The sequence below is a fragment of the Salipaludibacillus sp. CUR1 genome (assembly GCF_021028955.1).
Taxonomy (GTDB): Bacteria; Bacillota; Bacilli; order Bacillales; family Salisediminibacteriaceae; genus Salipaludibacillus.
The window spans coordinates 10,930-29,823 of sequence record NZ_JAIWPE010000046.1 but is presented as its reverse complement, the minus strand read 5'-3'; the positions used below and the strand labels follow the sequence as shown (position 1 = coordinate 29,823).

Genomic DNA, 18,894 nt, shown 5'->3' with positions numbered 1-18,894 from the left:
AATAGGTGTCTTCTCTTAGAACGAGACGTCTGTAGTTTTTCCAGTGTGGCCAAAAAGCGTCAACAAAACTTTTTTAAATTAAATTAGTAATTAAAGATAATGTATCATACCTTTTCAAAAATGAAAAGTATTTTTTGAATATTTAGTGACTGGTATTTACTGGAGTTTCTGCTGTTGTTATGACCGGTCATATAATTGTTTAAGAACAAGGGTCACGGCGCCGATCATCGTCCCTTGGGCGGCAAGCTCTGATACGGTTATCTCCGTCGATTTGGCATCTGTCGTCATCGCCCGCTTCTTTACCGTCTCTTTTAGCGGATCCATAATAAAATTTCCTGCTTTTGAAACGCCTCCACCGACAATAATTTTGTCCGGGTTCATAAAATTAATTAAATTAGTTATGCCGATTCCGAGAAACCTGCCTGCTTCATCGAGCACCTCTACAGCAAAAGCATCGCCTCTTTTTGCCGCTTCATGAACCGTAGCACCTGTAATCTCTTCTTTTTTCCCGTCAACAAGGTCAGGAATAATCGTTCTTCTTCCTATAGTGATCTCCTGGGTGACCCTCTCTTTGATACGGATACCGCTTGCGACAGTATGCAGGCAGCCGTAGCTTCCGCACGTGCACTGGCGGCCGTTTAAGTCGACAATCATATGGCCGAACTCGCCTGCGATATTATGTTTCCCGTGAAACAGCTGGCCATTAAGAATAATACCTGCCCCGATTCCGTCGCCAACATTAATGCATACAAGGTTTTGGGCGCCCCGCCCATTCCCGAACCACAATTCCGCTAATGCGAGCGAACGGGCATCATTCTCGACAGTGACCGGAATATCGAAAACGTTTTCAATTTTATCTTTAAGAGGGATATTTTCAAACCCGAAATGAGGGGCATAAATGCTAATTCCCTTTTCGTGATCTACAATTCCGTGCATACCGATGCCAATCCCGATCACTTTTGCCTTATCCACTTTTTCGTTCTCAAGAAGCCAACGTATGAGATGTTCCAGAATCGTTACGAACTCACTTTTGGTCATGCCCGTAGCGAGTTTTTGTTTTTTAGTAGCAAGAATTTCGGCATTCAGGTTAGTTAAACCTGCACGAACTTCCTCTGTTCCTACATCGACTCCAATTACAAAATAATTATTATAGTTGATTGATAATAGAATCGGTTTACGGCCGCCTTTTGATTCCCCGATTTTAAATTCCCGGATAATTCCCGTTTCGAGGAGTTCACTGACTATCGTCGAGACGGTGGGCGGTGTCAGGTTCGCTTTCTTGGCAATATCCGTCCTTGAGATCGCCTCTTCCTTGCGGATAATATTTAAAACCAGCGACCTGTTTAATGATTTCATCAGTTGAAAACTACCTGTGATGTTCTGTACCATATCTTTCACACTCCCTGTATGTCCCTCATCACCTAAAGTTTTAATATTAAAAAAACAATGTGAACATTTAAACTTAACTATATTATACGCAAACAAACCAAACATTGTAAAATTATTTAAAAAAGACAGCTTTGGAAATCAATGGGGGGTCTGACCCCTTTGTGAATTTGTGTTATATTAAAAAGACATATTAAATTTACTAAAATTTTCAGCTGCCATGATTCGTCACATTAATTGAAACGCGGAAGGAGAGAACTTTATGGCAACGATCCGCGACATCGCTAACAAAACGGGGTTTTCTATTGCTACAGTGTCCCGTGTGCTGAATTATGATACATCCTTATCTGTGTCTGCCGCTACTAAAGAACGTATTTTTAAAGCAGCAGAAGATTTAAATTACAGGACGCTGAAAGAGCGTGCAGCCAAGCAGGAAAGTAAAACATATAAGGTCGGAATGGTACAGTTAAAATCTGATATAGAAGAAATTAACGATCCTTACTATTTGGCCATCCGCCTGGGTATTGAAAAAATATGCCGGGCTGAAAATATTGAGCTGGTTAAGGTCATCCGCCAGAGTGAGGATCTGAATTTAAATTCAGTAGACAAAGTTGACGGGTTTATTGTGGTCGGCAAATTTCTCCCGGAAGAGATTAAGAAATTGAGAGAGATCACCGATTCCCTCACCTTCGTAGACGATTCACCACTTGAAGCCACATGTGATTCCGTAGTTATTGATTTTAACAAATCGTTAGTAAACGTCCTTGATTATCTTATTTCACTCAACCACCGGGAAATTGGTTTTATCGGCGGTACTCAGCGTACCTCACCTGATCATTATGTGATTGATGAACGTGAAAAAGCATTTAAAGAATACCTTACATTAAAAGGGCTCTTTAATGAAGAGTATATGTTTACAGGCCAGTTCACCTCAGAAGACGGCTACCAGCTTATGAAAGAGGCCCTCAAGAAACCAAAGCTTCCTACCGCTTTTTTTGTCGCCAGTGACTCGATGGCAATCGGTGCTTTAAGAGCGCTTCACGAGCACAATATAACTGTGCCGGATGAGGTTTCTATCGTCGGTTTTAACGACATTGCGGCATCAAAATTCCTGCAGCCTTCCCTTTCGACCGTTAAAGTGTATACAGAGTTTATGGGAGAAACGGCCGTTGAACTTATGGTTGAACGGTTAAAAACGAGGCGAAAAATCCCTAAAAAAGTAGTTATTCCTACTGAATTTATTAAAAGGGAAAGCACCGGCAAAGTTAACTGAACAACTCTGCCAAATAAAAAAAGAGCCTTGCCCCGGCGGCCGTCTGCCGGGACATTGGCTTCTTTTTTATTATTCTACTGCAGTCAGTTTGTATAATGATGATTGAAAATCGCCGATACGATCGCTCTCCGGAGGCACAGAGCCCGAATATTCGTTTTCCAGCATAAGCCCCGCGCTCATGAGCTCATCTCCGAAATAGGTGCCCTCCATCCCCTCAATCTTATATTCCAGGTTTTCATCAAGACCTTTAAGAATGAGGCGCTTAAAGCCGGGATTCGGTTCAGCCAGTACTTTATAGTAACCGGCCAGCGCTTCTTTTTTATCACGGGAAACAGCCATCCATGCCACCCTGTTTCCAAGGCCTTCAAACGGACTTAACAGGCGGTGGAAGACTCCGTTCTGAATGAGCTGGCGATGCTTTTTGTAAAAGCTTACCTGTTGTTTCACTTCTTCTTTTTCTTGTTCTGACATCGCTGTAATATCCAGTTCGTAGCCGAACATTCCAAAGAAAGACACATTTCCCCGCATACTCAAGCTCGTATAGCGGTGAACCTGGTGGTTTGGCACATCAGAAACATGGGCTCCGAGCGTGCTCAAAGGATAAGCCATTGTGGTCCCGTATTGGATTTTCAGACGTTCCACCGCATCCGTGTCATCGCTCGTCCACGTCTGGGGCGCGTAATAGAGCATCCCTGGATCGAACCTGCAGCCGCCGCTTGCGCACGACTCGAAAAGCACATCAGGGAATTCAGACGTCAGCCTCTCGTATAAATCGTATACCCCTAAAATATAGCGGTGGGCTAACTCACTTTGACGCTCTGACGGAAGAGAAGCAGAGCCGATTTCAGTCATGTAGCGGTTCATATCCCACTTCACATAAGAGATCGGTGCCTTTCGCAGCACATCGGACATTTGCCCATATAAGTTGTCAACGACATCTTTTCTTGAAAAGTCAAGCACATACTGGTTACGGCCGTGGGAAGCTTTTCTTCCATCTACCTGGATGATCCATTCAGGATGCGCTTTATACAGTTCACTGTTTTTATTGACCATTTCAGGCTCGAACCATAGACCGAACGACAAACCTAAATCTGTCACTTTTTCAGCAATTCCTTCAATCCCGTTCGGCAGTTTTTCTTTATCGGTAAACCAGTCTCCGAGAGAAGACGTATCGTCATCCCGTTTACCGAACCAGCCGTCATCCAGTACAAACAGTTCAATGCCCAGATCCTTGGATTCTTTTGCAATAGATAACAGTTTTTCTTCGTTAAAATTGAAGTAAGTGGCTTCCCAGTTATTAATCAGGACAGGCCGCTCGCTGTTTTTCCATTTGCCGCGCACAAGGCGCTGACTGTAAAGATCATGATACGTCTGGCTCATCCCGTTCAGGCCATCTTCAGAGTAAACCATCACGACTTCAGGAGTCTGAAAGTCTTCTCCCGGCTCCAAAAGCCAGCGGAAATCAAACGGATTGATCCCCATAGTGACTCTCGCTACATCATAGTGGTCGACTTCAACCTGAGCAAGAAAGTTACCGCTGTAGACAAAATTAAATCCGTACACTTCACCCTGATGTTCATCAGTTCCGGGACGTTTCAAAGCAATAAACGGATTCTGCTGGGAACTGCTCGTCCCTCTCGTACTTGAGATACTCTGGATGCCTGGTGCCAGTGCTCTCGTTTTCACATGGCGTTCCCTTGACCACGATCCTGAAAGCTGGACCATTTCAAAATCGGCATCGAACAGATCCACACTCGAACTGAGTGCACGGTTCAGTTCAAGCTTCTGGCTGCCCTTATTAATAAATCTGGCCGACCGGGTTATAACGTTTCGGTTCTCGTACACCGTATAATAAAGTTTAACAGCCGTTTCAATCAGTTTGTCCTCCAGCACCACTTCAATGGTTGAAGCTTCAGACTCTTCTTCCGTATACGTGGCAGGCAGGCCATCAAGCTTTGGCTTACCGCTGTAAATCTCATGGGATACGTACTCAAAATGTGTGATCCGGCTCCCGTTCTGCTGGGTGATCTGGAAGGCAGGTTCACGGTAATCGGTTGTGCCATAAGACGGGTATTCCTGTTTTATAATATCGAGAGAAAACGTCAAGTCTCCCTCATATACACAAGACATGGCCGCTCTAGGCTGTGTCCTCAGTAAATGCTGAAAGGAATCACGATGGCGGATCCTTTTTCCATAATATAAATGTCCCAACTGGTTATTTTTCATCACGGTAAAAATATAGCTGAGTCCATTATTTTGCAGATGGAACTCTTTCGTTTCTTCATTAAAATGAATTGGCATGTTTAAATCCTCCGTTACAACAAATTCTCATACAACCTACTAATTACCCTTTCACAGCTCCTGAAGATAATCCGGCAATAAAGTATTTTTGCAGGAACAGGAATAAGATCGCCATAGGAATCATAGCCATAAACGCCGCGGAAGCGACAAGTCCGAGGTTATTTTGGTTTTCAGTGAAATAGCTGTCCATTGTGACAGTTAATGTATGAACATCACTGCTTTGAAGGAAAAAGATCGCAAACTGGTAGTCATTCCAGATAAACACACAGGCAATAATTAATACTGACGCGGTAACCGGCTTAAGAAGCGGGAATACGATTCTAAAGAATATTCCCATTGTGCTGCAGCCGTCAATCTTTGCCGCCTCCTCCAGCTCTTTCGGGATAGTTGACCGGATGAAACCGGAATAAAGAAAAATTGTCAATGGCATAAATGCCGCGGCATTAACAAGAATGGCAATCGTTCGTGTATTCATAAGCCCCAATCCAACTACCATCTGGTAAAGAGGAACAAGTGCAGTAAGTGGCGGGACAACCATAATGGCCACAAATAAAATTAAGACACCTTTATTCAGTTTCGTATTGCGCCTTGCGAGCGGGTAGGCAGCCATTGAGCCGAGTATAATTAATATGACAGCTGCTCCTCCAGTAATAAGTGTTGAATTCATTAGAGCCCTATCTAAGTTGGCACTTTCCCAGGCGATAGCGAAGTTTTCCAAGGTGAAGTAATCCGGAAGGGCCCACCTGGAACTGAAATCTCCACGCACCTTTAATGAGGTGGTTATAAGAATATAAAAAGGGATCGCGTGTATAAGAGTAATAAATACAGCCAAGGCGGTTAACAGGTACTTTGCAGTCTTGTTTCTCATTACGCTTCAATCTCCTTCCGTTTGAAATACCATAGAGCGAGCAGGCTGATGATCAAAATTATAAAGGCGACTAAGACACCTTGTGTAGCGGCATAACCAGCGTCCTGCCTGCTAAAGTAGAGTGAATACATAAAAGTGGAACTCGATTGTGAAGCATTTCCCGGTCCTCCGCCTGTGAGAGCAATAATGACATCAAAAAGCTTAAGTCCGCCTATAATATTCAGAACGACGTTAATCGTAATGGATGGCGCGAGCAACGGCAGTGTAATTGATTTAAACTGCTGCCAAGGAGATGCCCCATCGATATCTGCTGCTTCATAGAAATCCCTCGAAATACTTTGGAGTCCGGCCAAATAGATAATCATTGCAATACCGACAAACTGGTACGTATTAACGAGAACAATGATATACGGGTTTACACTCGGATTCCCTAATGCATTGACTGGATTGAAGCCGAAAAAAGTGATGGCATCATTCAACGCACCATTTTGAAAGGCAAAAATCAAATAGAAGATATAACCCATAATTAAAGGACTTATAATCACCGGCAAATAGATGACTGTCCGGGTGAGTGTCCGCATTTTAATCTTGCTGTTTAACAGCAAGGCATATCCAAGACCTATCACGTTTTGCAATATCGTACTGCCTATACCGTAAAGCAAGGTGTTACGGACAACGGTCCAGGTCGTCGGGTCTGAAAACATTCTCGTATACTGGTCGAGTCCTACAAAGTTGCTTGTCTGGGAGAAACCGTCCCAGTCCGTAAATGAAATTCTTAACCCGTTAAAGAAAGGGTAAACGATAAAAAGAGTAACAAGTGCAATTGCGGGCAGGTACATCCACCAAAGTGATTTTTCTTTCGTCACTGTATAATTCTTAGGCTTTTTTGTTGAGGCAACTTGGCCTTTTTCTGTCAATTCTGCCATTATTACTTCCAGCTCCTTACGTTTGCGCCGTGATGATTAAGATAAAAAGGGGACAGCTTTTACTGCCCCTCTTTTTTTGTTTGGCTCTGTTAAAGGTAAGTGTAGATGAGCCATCCATCACTATTTAATGGCCCTTCACTATCCTTTTTTAAGTGCATTAATTGTTATCTAAGTCCTCAATGTCCTCTTCATCAATTTCTTCCAGTTCATCATCTTCATCTTGCAATCTGTTAAACTCGCTTTCCATCGTGTTCACGGCATTATCCACGTTTCCGTCTGCTAACAATTCAGCAGTTGTCGTTGCCATCACGTCCCACATGCCGCTCGGCAGGTACACACGGTCAAAGTAAGGCTGAATTTCAAGGTGAGAATACTCTTCATAGTACTCGGAGAAATACGTGTCGGCTTCCACGTGTTCCAATGCTGATGACAGGTTGGTTGCTTCTGCCATTAGCTGGGCATTCTCTTCTTCAGTCATAAATTCGATAAAACGTTTTGCTTCTTCTTTATGCTCGGAGTTTTCTGAAACTGAAAGAGTAAAACGTTCGCCCCCAATCCATGACGGATCGTCCCCCTCATGAATCGCCGGCGTCGGAAGAAGGCCGACTTCAGTATCAGGATTCATTTCAGTCGCATCCGGACCGATAGAACCTACCAGGAACATAAACGCCGCCTGGTCAGCTGCCATTATTTCAGGAGCCTGGGCAAATTGGGCAGTTAAAACATCCTGGTTAAGAAGGTCATTTTCTTTAAGCATAAGCATCTGTTCTGCCAGCCACTCATAGTTCGTCCAGTCAAACGTGCCGTCTTCAAACTCTTCTGTGTAATCATTGTTTTCATCTGTTACAAACAGAGGAGTTAACAGCTGGTCGACCATTTGAGCCAGCGTCCAGTCATCCCCTCCAGGTATCCAAAGCGGCGCCACTTGTCCGCCGGTCTCATCCCTTATTGTTTCAAGGGCTGCAACAAAATCATCCCACGTAGTCGGCGGTTCAATTCCGTGCTCTTCTAAAACATCCACATTATAAATAACTCCATCTTGCGCCTGATTCATTGGATACGTATATACCTTGCCGTCTTCATCTTTAATGATTTCATCCATTGCCGGGTCAAGGTCATCCACCCAGTCCATATCTCTCAAATCATGCACGTACTCTCCGTATCGGAGCTGCGACCATCCGTGGGTATCAAACAAATCCGGCAAGTCATTAGCTGCCATCATAACTCTTAGCTGATCTTCGTAACTTCCGCCTGGAAAATTCGCTTCAATATGAATGTCAGGGTTTTCCTCATGGAAATCATCTATCAGCCCTTCAAATGCATTTCTCTCCCCTTCAGAACTCATAGAAGAATATAAAACGAGATTGACATCAGCATCCGCAGCCGCCTGCTCATTGCCATCCCCACCATTGTTACCTCCATCATTTCCACCACATGCCGCAAGCAGAGATACAACCCCCACACCAGCGATTGTTTTAATAAATGAATTAGTCATCGTCTACCTCCTTGTTTTAGTAAAAAAATAAATGAGCATTTTTCTGATTGACTCCCTTGCCAAATATTAGCTTCAATTATAAGATGCCGGTAAACACCGCCTTCTCTTTTTACTAAAATTTTAACTTTGTTACTGAAAATATAACATGATAAGTAATCGCTTTCAATGATTTTTTAAAACTTTCCATAATCTTTTTTTAGTCGGTTTACTTGACCCTTAAGCTCTACCACCCTTTAAAATACCAGCATTTGTATTTTTATCACTAATCTACATTGAAGGCCTGTTAAAGTTATGGTAAGTTTATTTTAAGTAAAATTTTAGTTAAAGAAAGAAGGTGCGTCATGGCCAGTCTTAAAGATGTTGCACGGGAGGCTGAAGTTTCAATCGCTACAGCTTCAAGGGTTTTGAATAATGATCTTACCTTATCCGCCGCTACGTCTACAAAAGAGAGAGTGATCCAGGCAGCTAAAAAGTTAAATTACTTGCCGGCTGCAAAGAAACGTAAGAAAAATAACCCCGGGCAGCCAAAACAAGAGCTGGGGCTGATTATGTTCTGTTCGAAGGACCAGGAATATGAAGACGAGTATTTTATGAGTATTCGCCGAGGGATCGAGACGGCCTGCAATCAATTCAATATGACCATCTCAGCAATCGTCCGCCAAGGTGAAGATTTAATAGAAAATGCAAATTTAAACAGCTTTGACGGATTATTCGTAGTAGGTAACATCTCCCCGGATTTAGTCAGTGAGCTTTATGCAAAAAACGACCGGGTAATTTTTATAGATGAATCTCCTGAAACTGAAAAATTTGATAGTGTGACTTCTAATTTCTTTAAGGCTACTAATCAGTTAATGGAACACTTATTCTCACACGGCCATAAGCAGATCGGATATATAGGAGGGCACGAAATTATCCATACGCCTTCAGCCGACCCGGATTTACAGGAAATCGATAATATAGAAAAATTAAGATTCCTTCCTTATAAAAATTTTATAAACAGGCATGGCAGCTTTAATGAAGATCATATATACCTCGGTGAATGGTCAACCGAAGCAGGCTATAACATAATGAAACAAGCTATTGAAAAAAAGACTCTCCCGTCTGCCTTTATGATTGCCAGTGATCCTCTTGCCATAGGGGCAATCCGCGCACTGCACGAAGCAGGGCTAAGGGTTCCAGAAGATTTATCCATAGTGAGTTTTAATGATATCGAAATTGCTAAATACATGAATCCACCGCTTACTACCGCTAAAGTGTATGCTGAAGAAATGGGAAAAACGGCGGTTAAACTTTTAATAGAGAGATTTGAAGGAAGACAGGTTCCTGCAAAAGTGATCCACCCTTGCCATATCCAAATACGGGAATCATGTACAAGTGTTAAATCTCCAAGTGATCCTATGTCTGTCTGAGTTACACCTGTAAAAGCCAGTTTACACTTAAACAAGTGGACTCAGCCATAAAATAAAGAGGAGGAAAAAGTATATGTCAAAAATAACTTTTATCGGAGCAGGAAGCACTATTTTTGCAAAAAATATTCTCGGAGACTGCATGTTTGTCCCCGCACTGAACGAGTTCGAATTTGCCTTGTATGATATCGACGAAAAACGTTTAAAAGAATCAGAACAAATGCTGAAAAATCTTTCGGAAAGATATAACCAAACGATTAAGATCGTTTCTTATCTCGACAGGAAAGAGGCGTTAACAGGTGCAAAGTATGTCATCAATGCGATTCAAGTTGGGGGATATGAACCTTCCACAGTGATTGATTTTGAGATTCCGAAAAAGCACGGGTTAAGGCAAACGATTGGAGATACGATCGGGATCGGCGGCCTGTTCCGTTCTTTACGCACGATTCCTGTCATGCTTGACATTGCGCGGGATATAGAAGATGTCTGCCCGGACGCCTGGCTGTTAAATTACACGAATCCAATGGCGGCTTTGACTGGAGCGATGCTTCATTATACAAATGTTAAAACAATAGGCCTTTGCCACAGTGTTCAAGTATGTACGAAAGAATTGTTTGAAGCCCTGGGGATGGAACATGAGGGTGTCGAAGAGCGGATTGCAGGAATTAACCATATGGCCTGGCTGCTGGAGATTAAAAGAGACGGAAAAGACTTATACCCTGAGATTAAAAAGCGCGCCAGGGAGAAGCAGGCCGAAAAGCACGATGACATGGTCCGGTTTGAACTGATGGACAAATTCGGCTATTACATTACTGAGTCATCAGAACATAATGCTGAGTACCATCCTTATTTTATAAAGAACCAATACCCTGAGCTGATTGAACGGTTTAATATTCCACTTGATGAATACCCGCGTCGCTGTGTAAACCAGATTAATGAGTGGGAGGAAATGAGAGAAGAAATAGTAGGCAACAGCAAGCTCTCTCATGAGCGCTCAAACGAGTACGGATCACGAATTATCGAAGCAATGGAAACGAATGTGCCGTTTAAATTTGGAGGAAATGTTTTAAATACGGGCGGACTTATTTCCAACCTGCCTGAAAAAGCCGTGGTGGAGGTTCCTTGTGTAGTTGACAGAAATGGAATTCTCCCTTGCCGAATTGGCCACTTGCCGGAACAGCTGGCTGCTCTAAACCGAACGAATATCAATACCCAGCTGTTAACTGTGGAAGCTGCTATTACGAAGAAAAAAGAACACATCTACCAGGCTGCACTCCTGGACCCGCATACAAGTGCAGAACTGTCCATGGATCACATCATTGCCTTATGCGATGACTTAATTGAGGCTCACGGCAGCTGGCTTCCTGAATATAAATGACAAAAACTGGGGGGTCTGACCCCTTTGTGAAATAACAAAAACTGGGGGGACAGATCCCCCAGTTTTTACCTTTTACTGACTTCCATGCTGGTGCCGGTCAGAACTTGTTTTCCTTCTTCCTGCGTCCAGCCGCTGCTTTTTTTATTAAATAACGGGAGCAGCTGATCTTGCACGTACACGTGTGCCGTTAATAAAGCTGTATCGTCTTCCGGCTTAGCTGATGCCCTCTTTAGAAGCATGACTGACTCAAGCACAGTTACCATTTTTTTCGACAGAGGTTTGATATACCGTGTTTTTTCCATAGCATCCAGCCCTGCAAGCTCCGCCATCTCCTCTTCAAGGGAGCTGATTGCGTCTTTCACGTCCTTCACAGCAGTCTCATTTTCCAGTTTGACCAGATCTGCCGTCTGTTCTTTCAGATAGGCAGTAAAAACCGTGTGGACTTGAAATTTATCCATGAGACGGAGGACTTCAAGCCCGAGTATATTACGGGTACCTTCCCAGACGGTCAGAACCTGAGCATCACGCAGCAGCCTTGGCGTCACAAAATCCTCAATATACCCGTTCCCGCCTAACATTTCAATCGTTTCATGGGAAAAATGAATGGCCTGGTCTGCCGTTTCAGCTTTTATAAGGGCGATCAACAGACGCAGAAGCCCATCCTTTTCAGGTGTGGAATTACCGTTGTACCACTGGTCATAAGAGCCGATGAGTTCAAACGTTGTGATCAGTTCCGCATCGAGCTTTACTTTGAGCCTCACAAGCGAATCCTGGACCATCGGGTAATCGGTTAACGCCCGGCCAAACGCAGAGCGCTCTTCCGCGTACGTCTTCGCCTCTGTATAGGCTCTCCTCATAATCCCCACCGATGCCACGGCATTGCAGATTCGCGATAAGTTGAGCGCCTCCATCATATAGTAAAAGCCTCTTGCCGGGTCCCCGACGAGGTACGCTTTCGCTCCATCAAATTCCACTTCACCGGACGGGACTGCTTTTACCCCTAACTTGTCTTTTAAACGTCTGATGGAAAGTCTGTTCAGTTCTCCGTTTTCCGTGCGCCACGGCACCAGAAACAGGGACAGCCCCTTCGTTCCTTCCTGGGCATCCGCAATTCGGGCTAGCACCATCGCCACCCCGCACATCCCCGCATTACTGGCAAAATATTTTTCGCCGTAAAGCCTGTAGTGCCCGCCCCCGTCTTCGTTCACATACAGAGCTTCCGTCTCGTTGGCGCCTACGTCTGATCCTCCCTGGCGCTCAGTGAGAAACGTGGCTCCTTCGTATAATTCCGTCTCACCGGTGGACAGCACATGCGGCAAAAACCTCTGTTTCAATTCGTCATCGCCGTAACGGTCAAGCAAATAAGCTGTAGCCATCGTTAACGTGACCGGGCAGTAAAAGCCTGGCTCTGACTGGGACAAAAGGTAGCCTTGCGCGAACGAGTACAAATAATTGCCTTTTCTGTTCAGAGCCGGTATTTCCCGGTGGACATGGGCGACTATTCCTTCACCGTACGTTTCTTCAACGGTTTGCCGGTACCCTTCATTCACCCATACTTTTGACTGGTCCTTCCCGTATTTATCGTATTTAATCAGCTGCGGCTGCCCTTCTCTGTCTGTATGTCTCGCCCGCTCATCAATCTCAGTGGCGCAGCGGTGCCCGAACCGCTCCAGTTGCCTTTCTGCCCAGTGGAAAAATTCATCGTCCAGCTTTTCTTTTAAGATCTCTTTAAGCAATGAATCATTTGTGTAAAAATTCATTTTCCGTCACCTCTTATAAATGATTTTTTCTTAAATGGTGTTTTAATATTTTTCCAGTCGGGTTCCGCGGCAGCTGGTCAATCACATGAAAGTGTTTAGGGATTTTATAGTCGGCCACTTTTTCCTGCAGGAATGATTTCCACTCACTTTCATCGGCAGACTCTCCGTCTTTTACAGCAATATAAGCCGTAACTGTTTCTCCCCAGTCCTCGTGTGGGGCACCGATTACAGCACATTCAGCCACAGCCGGATGGGTGCTTAACACTTCTTCAATTTCTTTTGGAAAAATATTGACCCCGCCTGAAATGATCATGTCTTTCTTACGGTCAATGACCCAGTAATAACCGTCCTCGTCTCTTTTAGCCATATCTCCGGTAAAGAGCCAGCCATCTTTTAGAGTTTCAGCTGTTTTTTCAGGCTCTTTATCATACCTCACCATATTACCTTCACCGCGGAGAACAATTTCTCCCGGTTCACCCGTATTTACTTCCTCTCCCTGTTCGTTCACGAGTTTTATTTCAGCATTCAGGGCAGCCCGCCTGCCGATGCTGCCGGCTTTCTCCTCATGTTCCTCAGGCAGGAGCAGCGTGCCGTTTGGACCCGCTTCGGTAAGTCCGTAAACACAATAAAAACGGTCTGATTTAAAGGCTTGCTGCATGAAGGTCACTTCTTTTTTTCCTAAAGGTGCTCCGCCATACACCCAGTGGGTCATGGATGAAAGATCCCTCTCGTTTATAGACGGGTCTTTCGCTGAAAGAAGGTAGGCAACAGGCGCACCAAAAAAGTGGGTTGTCCGCCACTTTTCTACAGACTCGAGCAGCAGTTCCGGTGTAAATGTTGGCGACAGGCAATGCGTGGCGCCGACGTATGTCCCGGCTGCCAAAAATAAATGTAACGGCGCTGAATGGCTGAGCGGCATTATATGAAGCATTTTGCTCTCCGGCTTCATTTCCATTTCAACAGCCATCATCGCTGCCACACTCAGAATGTTTCTGTTTGAAAAAAGAACCCCTTTTGGCTTACCTGTCGTTCCTGACGTATAAAGCATTGTCGCAAGATCATCTTCTTTTGTCCCGCATTCGATCGGCGTGTTACCGCCTTCATTAAGAAGTGATTCAAATGAACCCCACCCTTCCACTTTTTCACCTGTTTTGACGAATACCACATTTTCAAACTTGACCGGCAGTGAAGCGCAGGAGTTGTAAAGCATATGGTCGATGACCATCACTTTAGCCTCGCTGTGCCTGAGCATATAGGCCAATTCTTCCCCCGTTAACCTTGCGCTTACAGGGACAATGATCCCGCCAAGCCTCAGAGTTGCAAAATAAGTAATTAGAAAAGAAGAGGTATTCGGCATAAAGAGCATGACTTTGTCACCTTGAGACACCCCCAGGCTTGTTAGCGCATTCGCAAACTTCGTCACCTGCCGGTCGAGCTCGCCGTATGACATGTCTTTATTCTTTTCCTGAACGGCTGTTTTCCCTGAGTATTTGCGTCCATTTCTGGCTAGAAGTTCTGATAGATTCATAAAACCCCTCCTCATTATCATTTTTGTTTGCGGTTAGAGGCGCCCCTTTAAGAGTCACCTGCTATGCCTGATTTTCTTCAGTTCATCTTCAAACAGTGACTTGAACATTTCCATATCGGCTTTCAGCGCTTTCAGTTCATCAATCTGGTCATCAACCTCCTTAATTTTAGCTTCGCCGTAAGCAATCGTCCGTTCGAGCTGCTTCTCGCCCGTTCTGTCGCTGTCAAAGAGCGTCACCATTTCTTTAATTTCATCAAGTGTGAAACCGAACTTCTTCCCCCGTAAGATTAACCGGAGCCTTGCGATATCTTTCTTATAGTAATGCCGTTGAAGGTTGTCCGTCCGCTCCGGAGACAGTATACCGATCTCCTCGTAATAGCGGAGGGTCCGCGGGCTCACTTCAAATTTCTGAGCCACTTCCCTGATTGTCATACTCATCCTAAGTCCCTGCCCTTTTTAATTTTTGGAAAATTCTCACTCTACCAATTTACCATTGACGTTAACGTAAATGTCAAGACGTCTCCTTATGGGGTCTGACCCCCCAGTTATTTCCACACATAGGGGTCAGACCCCCCATTTATTCCCAGGTTAAAATTTTATGAATATTATTAATCAGGATAATAGTCTTGTAAATATGGTGTAAAGTTTTGGTAAATCTCGTTGACTTGCTATTTCAGTTAGACAATAATTTGCCTTGTGAGGCCGAAGTTAAATAAAAACAGGCCTAACAAAAAATACATATCAAAGTGGAGGGTTTACGAGTGATTAAACGATTAGGGTACGTTTTAGCATTAGGCGGGGTCATGACAGTATTAGCAGGCTGTGGTGAGAATAACGAGGCGAGTATGGACAACAACGGAAATACTAATAATGGCGCTGATAATAATGTGGAGGAAAATAACAATTCAAACAATGAAAATAATGCAAACAACGAAAACAATAATAATAGCAATACAGATAACAATTCGAACGAGGCAGTTGAAGAAGACGTAGACGAACTCGTGATGGGCTTTATTCCTTCCCAGGATGCTGCTGAAATCGCCACGACTGCTGAGCCATTAGAAGAATTTTTATCAGAAGAGCTTGGCATCGACGTTCGGGCGGAAGTAATGGTCGATTACAGCGGCCTTATTGAAGCGATGAGAACCCAGCAAGTTGATATCGGCTTCCTGAACCCATTCGGTTTTGTACAAGCTGAAGACCGTGCAGGTGTTGAAGTGATTCTGAAATCCATTCGTCACGGCAGCGATTCCTACGTAGCACAATACACAGTGCCGGCTGATTCCCATATTGAGGACCTTGATGACTTGCTTGAAGAAGAAGGGCTTGTATGGGCTTATCCAGATGACTTGTCAACATCCGGGTTTTTATTCCCTGCCAAACAGCTGATGGATATGGGTGTTGAAAACCTCGATAACCAATTCCAGCGTTTAAGCGTTGGCGGACATGATAATGCGATTATGCAGTTAATTGACGAGCAGGCTGACTTTGCAACTACTTTCGATGACGCAAGGGATACACTGGCTGATGAGTTCCCTGACATCCATGAGGACCTCCGCGTGATCGGTTACACAGATGAAATTCCTAATGACACTATCTCTGTGAGAAGTGAACTGTCAGATAACCTTAAAGAACAGATTCAAGACGCTTTCATGAGCTTAAATGACAACGAGGAAATGCTTGAAGTGATGCATGAAATCTATACTTGGGACGGTGTAGCAATCGCCGAGTCTTCAGATTATGACATTGTCCGTGATGTATTTGCAGAGTTCGAAGACGATCTAGCAAACTAGTTTAAGCCTTTAACGGTTTATGGAGAAGGTGTCTGTCGTCACTGGGAGTGCTTTTCACAGCTGCCGGCAGTCCCCTTCTTTTTTTCTGTTTAATAGTAAAAGTGATGGATTGGGATGGTGACTAGAGTGATAGAGTTTAAAAATGTGTCGTTAGTTTACCCTAACGGCCACCAGGGGTTAAAAAATATCAACCTTAAGATTAATGATGGGGAATTTGTGGTGGTAGTCGGAATGTCGGGAGCAGGCAAATCGACATTAATTCGAAGCATTAACCGGATGGTCACTCCGACTGAAGGTGAACTGCTGATAGATAATGAGAATATTCTTTCCTATAAGGAAAAACACCTTAGAAAACTGCGGACAGAAGTAGGAATGATTTTTCAGAATTATAATCTCGTAAAACGCATGTCAGTGCTCCGGAATGTGATGGCAGGGCGTCTTGGGCATACCGGCACTCTTAGAAGCATGCTCGGCTTATTTCCTCAGGAAGACTTGCAGATGGCTATGGGCAACCTTAATCGTGTGGGAATCCAGGAAAAAGCCTATGTGCGTGCCGACCAGTTAAGCGGTGGACAGCAGCAGCGTGTGAGCATTGCCCGGGTTTTAACACAGCAGCCTAAAGTCATTTTAGCCGATGAACCGGTGGCCAGCCTTGATCCCCCTACTTCCCATAAAGTTATGAAAGACTTAAGGCGAGTAAGTAAAGAAGATAATTTAACGACTCTTGTTAATTTGCACTTTATTGATATGGCACAGGAATACGCCGACCGGATTATCGGCTTGCGTGACGGTGAAGTGGTATTTGACGGACCGATCGACCAGGTGTCTGAGAAGACATTCGAGGAAATTTACGGACGTCCTATTAAGGAAGACGATCTTCTTGGAGGAGATGAGAGCTGATGCCGAATTTGGAGAAAAATCATGATTCCGCCCCAACACGCTACCCGCTCACTCCAAAAGGGTTTAAGTGGTACATAGGTTCAGTTTTACTGGCGGTTTTAGGGTTGTATGTGTTGTCAGCCTACCAGACTCAAGCGTTTCCTGACCGTGTAATTGAAGGGTTGCCCATTATGTTTTACTTCGTCGTCGAAGATTTATGGCCGCCAAACTGGGGGTATCTTCCCCGCGTTGCTATGAGCCTTCTGGAAACGTGGAATATGGCGTTATTCAGCACCACGCTGGCTGCTGTCGCCGCATTGCCTTTAAGCTTCCTCGCTGCAAGTAATATTAATAAAAATCCGCTTTTTTACCAGGCAGTCCGAAATGCTTTCAACCTGCTCAGGACTATTCCTGAAATTATTCTGGCCGTAGTATTTGTCGCGTTAGTCGGTATTGGCGCCGTCTCCGGAATTCTTGCCTTAACGGTGTTTTCACTCGGGATTTTAGCCAAGCTTATCAGCGAGACAATCGAGGCAATTGATCCCGGGCCCCTGGAAGCAGTGAGGGCTTCCGGAGGAAACGTGTTTCAGGTAATTACTTATGGAGTGATGCCGCAAATCCTGCCGCAGTTTGCCTCTTATACCCTGTATGTGCTGGAGATTAATGTAAAAGCTTCGGTCGTGCTTGGGTTCGTAGGCGCAGGCGGAATCGGGATTATACTCCGCCAGCAGTTAAACATGTTTAACTATGATAACGTGGCCACAATTATTTTTATGACATTCTTAACGATTACAATCATCGATTTAGTCAGTAATCGCGTAAGGGAGCGATTAGAATAATGAACAGTAATGAAAAAATATCCCTGAGGAAAGGGATGACCAAAAAGGGTAAATATACGTTTTATGTGGTTCTGCTGATCCTGAGTATCCTGTATATGACAGCATTCGCTACGACACCTTTCTCAGTTTCCGGTTCAGCTGCCTCTCCGCTTGACACCTTGAGGCGAATTTTTATCGTTCCAATAACAAATATGGACTACATCGTTCAGTTCCCTGAATATATCGGCTACATGCTGGAGACCATTGCCATAGCTTATGCGGGCGTGGCGGTAGCTACTATTCTTGCCGTTCCCGTAGCTTTTCTGGCGGCCCGTAATACAGCAAAACGTTTTTCCTACGTTGGCAAATCTATTCTTAACGCGATCAGAGCGATCCCTGAATTAATTTTTGCTATCATCTTTGTTGCAGCTGTAGGTATCGGTCCATATGCCGGCGTGTTAGCCATCAGCATCAATTCAATAGGCATGCTTGGAAAACTCTATGCTGAAGTCATTGAGTCGATTGATTCAAGTAACGTTGACGCGATTAAAGCAAGCGGAGGCAACCGTATTCAGGCCATGTGGTATGGCGTACTGCCGCAGGTTTTGCCTGAGTTTTCCTCCTACTCTATTTACAGATTTGAAATTGACGTCCGGGCCTCCACAGTGTTAGGAATTGTTGGCGCCGGCGGTATCGGCGCACCGCTCATCTTAGCAACATACCAGCGTGCCTGGGAAGACGTCGGGATGATTTTAATTGTTGTCGTAGTATTTGTAAGCATTATCGACCTTTTCAGCGGAAAAATTAGAAAGAAATTAGTGTAATGAGGCTGCTTATATGAAAAAATATGGTTTGGGAGCCGGTCATTAATGGATATTGCTTAAGCTGCGGAAAATAAGATGCTGAGGCTGATGGAGAGGCTGAACAGAGGACTCCTTTAAAATGATGGAATGGTAAGATTGGCGTTTTTAAAGTAACCCTATATTTCTTAAATTGCCCTTTTCATTAATGAGACCGTAAAATTTTACTCATACTAAAAAGTATAATTAAACCTGCTTCGGCCAGGGTTGATTTTTTAAAAGA

15 protein-coding genes are annotated in these 18,894 nt (G+C 44.2%); 7 read left to right on the top strand and 8 right to left on the bottom strand.

The window, feature by feature from the left end; translation table 11 throughout:
- Positions 1–177 precede the first annotated feature (177 nt).
- Positions 178–1,389: an ROK family transcriptional regulator gene (locus K8O68_RS09760; RefSeq protein ID WP_230896705.1), complete on the bottom strand. Its 1,212-nt coding sequence runs from the start codon at positions 1,387–1,389 to the stop codon at positions 178–180.
- A 259-nt stretch (positions 1,390–1,648) separates the two neighbouring features.
- On the opposite strand from K8O68_RS09760, the gene K8O68_RS09755 reads away from it, so the two are divergent.
- Complete coding sequence (locus K8O68_RS09755) at positions 1,649–2,659, top strand: LacI family DNA-binding transcriptional regulator (protein ID WP_230896704.1); 1,011 nt, start codon at positions 1,649–1,651, stop codon at positions 2,657–2,659.
- A gap of 69 nt (positions 2,660–2,728) precedes the next feature.
- Here K8O68_RS09755 and K8O68_RS09750 read toward each other — a convergent pair whose 3' ends face one another.
- The 4 genes from K8O68_RS09750 to K8O68_RS09735 form a co-directional block, all read right to left on the bottom strand.
- Entirely contained in the window at positions 2,729–4,960 is a 2,232-nt protein-coding gene (locus K8O68_RS09750) for an alpha-galactosidase (protein ID WP_230896703.1), read from the bottom strand.
- A 43-nt stretch (positions 4,961–5,003) separates the two neighbouring features.
- Entirely contained in the window at positions 5,004–5,828 is an 825-nt protein-coding gene (locus K8O68_RS09745) for a carbohydrate ABC transporter permease (RefSeq protein ID WP_230896702.1), read from the bottom strand.
- The gene (locus K8O68_RS09740) at positions 5,828–6,754 is read right to left on the bottom strand and encodes a carbohydrate ABC transporter permease (protein WP_230896701.1); all 927 of its coding nucleotides are present in this window, start codon (positions 6,752–6,754) and stop codon (positions 5,828–5,830) included. Before K8O68_RS09740 ends, K8O68_RS09745 begins: the two co-directional genes overlap by 1 nt.
- Before the next feature lie 157 nt (positions 6,755–6,911).
- Complete coding sequence (locus K8O68_RS09735) at positions 6,912–8,249, bottom strand: ABC transporter substrate-binding protein (RefSeq protein WP_230896700.1); 1,338 nt, start codon at positions 8,247–8,249, stop codon at positions 6,912–6,914.
- Between the two features lie 341 nt (positions 8,250–8,590).
- Between K8O68_RS09735 and K8O68_RS09730 the strand changes: the two genes are divergently transcribed.
- On the top strand, positions 8,591–9,658 hold the full coding sequence (locus K8O68_RS09730; protein WP_230896699.1) for a LacI family DNA-binding transcriptional regulator: 1,068 nt from the start codon (positions 8,591–8,593) through the stop codon (positions 9,656–9,658).
- 73 nt (positions 9,659–9,731) lie between these two features.
- On the top strand, positions 9,732–11,033 hold the full coding sequence (gene melA, locus K8O68_RS09725; RefSeq protein WP_230896698.1) for an alpha-glucosidase/alpha-galactosidase: 1,302 nt from the start codon (positions 9,732–9,734) through the stop codon (positions 11,031–11,033).
- Between the two features lie 65 nt (positions 11,034–11,098).
- Here the strand turns inward: melA and K8O68_RS09720 are convergent, their stop codons facing one another.
- The 3 genes from K8O68_RS09720 to K8O68_RS09710 are packed head-to-tail and all read right to left on the bottom strand — an operon-like array spanning position 11,099 to position 14,759.
- On the bottom strand, positions 11,099–12,793 hold the full coding sequence (locus K8O68_RS09720) for an acyl-CoA dehydrogenase family protein (protein WP_230896697.1): 1,695 nt from the start codon (positions 12,791–12,793) through the stop codon (positions 11,099–11,101).
- Between the two features lie 13 nt (positions 12,794–12,806).
- On the bottom strand, positions 12,807–14,336 hold the full coding sequence (locus tag K8O68_RS09715) for a class I adenylate-forming enzyme family protein (protein WP_255717127.1): 1,530 nt from the start codon (positions 14,334–14,336) through the stop codon (positions 12,807–12,809).
- A 39-nt stretch (positions 14,337–14,375) separates the two neighbouring features.
- Entirely contained in the window at positions 14,376–14,759 is a 384-nt protein-coding gene (locus K8O68_RS09710; RefSeq protein ID WP_093054410.1) for a MerR family transcriptional regulator, read from the bottom strand.
- A gap of 323 nt (positions 14,760–15,082) precedes the next feature.
- Between K8O68_RS09710 and K8O68_RS09705 the strand changes: the two genes are divergently transcribed.
- From K8O68_RS09705 to phnE (K8O68_RS09690), 4 genes are all read left to right on the top strand, one after another.
- Complete coding sequence (locus tag K8O68_RS09705; protein ID WP_230896695.1) at positions 15,083–16,114, top strand: phosphate/phosphite/phosphonate ABC transporter substrate-binding protein; 1,032 nt, start codon at positions 15,083–15,085, stop codon at positions 16,112–16,114.
- 126 nt (positions 16,115–16,240) lie between these two features.
- Positions 16,241–17,014, top strand: a complete 774-nt coding sequence (phnC, locus tag K8O68_RS09700) for a phosphonate ABC transporter ATP-binding protein (RefSeq protein ID WP_093054412.1) — start codon at positions 16,241–16,243, stop codon at positions 17,012–17,014.
- Positions 17,014–17,832 carry a phosphonate ABC transporter, permease protein PhnE gene (gene phnE, locus K8O68_RS09695; protein ID WP_230896694.1) on the top strand — a complete coding sequence of 273 codons (819 nt, stop codon included), beginning with the start codon at positions 17,014–17,016 and terminating at the stop codon, positions 17,830–17,832. The genes phnC and phnE (K8O68_RS09695) overlap by 1 nt, the downstream gene beginning before the upstream one ends.
- Positions 17,832–18,635: a phosphonate ABC transporter, permease protein PhnE gene (gene phnE / locus K8O68_RS09690; RefSeq protein ID WP_230896693.1), complete on the top strand. Its 804-nt coding sequence runs from the start codon at positions 17,832–17,834 to the stop codon at positions 18,633–18,635. Before phnE (K8O68_RS09695) ends, phnE (K8O68_RS09690) begins: the two co-directional genes overlap by 1 nt.
- Positions 18,636–18,894: the final 259 nt, after the last annotated feature.

Bases quoted from the DNA above. Each gene is read 5' to 3' on its own strand.
- K8O68_RS09760 (WP_230896705.1), bottom strand. From the start codon at position 1,389: ATGGTACAGAACATCACAGGTAGTTTTCAACTGATGAAATCATTAAAC.
- K8O68_RS09740 (WP_230896701.1), bottom strand. From the start codon at position 6,754: ATGGCAGAATTGACAGAAAAAGGCCAAGTTGCCTCAACAAAAAAGCCT.
- K8O68_RS09715 (WP_255717127.1), bottom strand. From the start codon at position 14,336: ATGAGGAGGGGTTTTATGAATCTATCAGAACTTCTAGCCAGAAATGGA.
- phnE (WP_230896693.1), top strand. From the start codon at position 17,832: ATGAACAGTAATGAAAAAATATCCCTGAGGAAAGGGATGACCAAAAAG.
- K8O68_RS09720 (WP_230896697.1), bottom strand. From the start codon at position 12,793: ATGAATTTTTACACAAATGATTCATTGCTTAAAGAGATCTTAAAAGAA.
- K8O68_RS09755 (WP_230896704.1), top strand. From the start codon at position 1,649: ATGGCAACGATCCGCGACATCGCTAACAAAACGGGGTTTTCTATTGCT.
- K8O68_RS09735 (WP_230896700.1), bottom strand. From the start codon at position 8,249: ATGACTAATTCATTTATTAAAACAATCGCTGGTGTGGGGGTTGTATCT.
- K8O68_RS09730 (WP_230896699.1), top strand. From the start codon at position 8,591: ATGGCCAGTCTTAAAGATGTTGCACGGGAGGCTGAAGTTTCAATCGCT.
- phnE (WP_230896694.1), top strand. From the start codon at position 17,014: ATGCCGAATTTGGAGAAAAATCATGATTCCGCCCCAACACGCTACCCG.
- melA (WP_230896698.1), top strand. From the start codon at position 9,732: ATGTCAAAAATAACTTTTATCGGAGCAGGAAGCACTATTTTTGCAAAA.
- K8O68_RS09710 (WP_093054410.1), bottom strand. From the start codon at position 14,759: ATGAGTATGACAATCAGGGAAGTGGCTCAGAAATTTGAAGTGAGCCCG.
- K8O68_RS09745 (WP_230896702.1), bottom strand. From the start codon at position 5,828: ATGAGAAACAAGACTGCAAAGTACCTGTTAACCGCCTTGGCTGTATTT.
- K8O68_RS09750 (WP_230896703.1), bottom strand. From the start codon at position 4,960: ATGCCAATTCATTTTAATGAAGAAACGAAAGAGTTCCATCTGCAAAAT.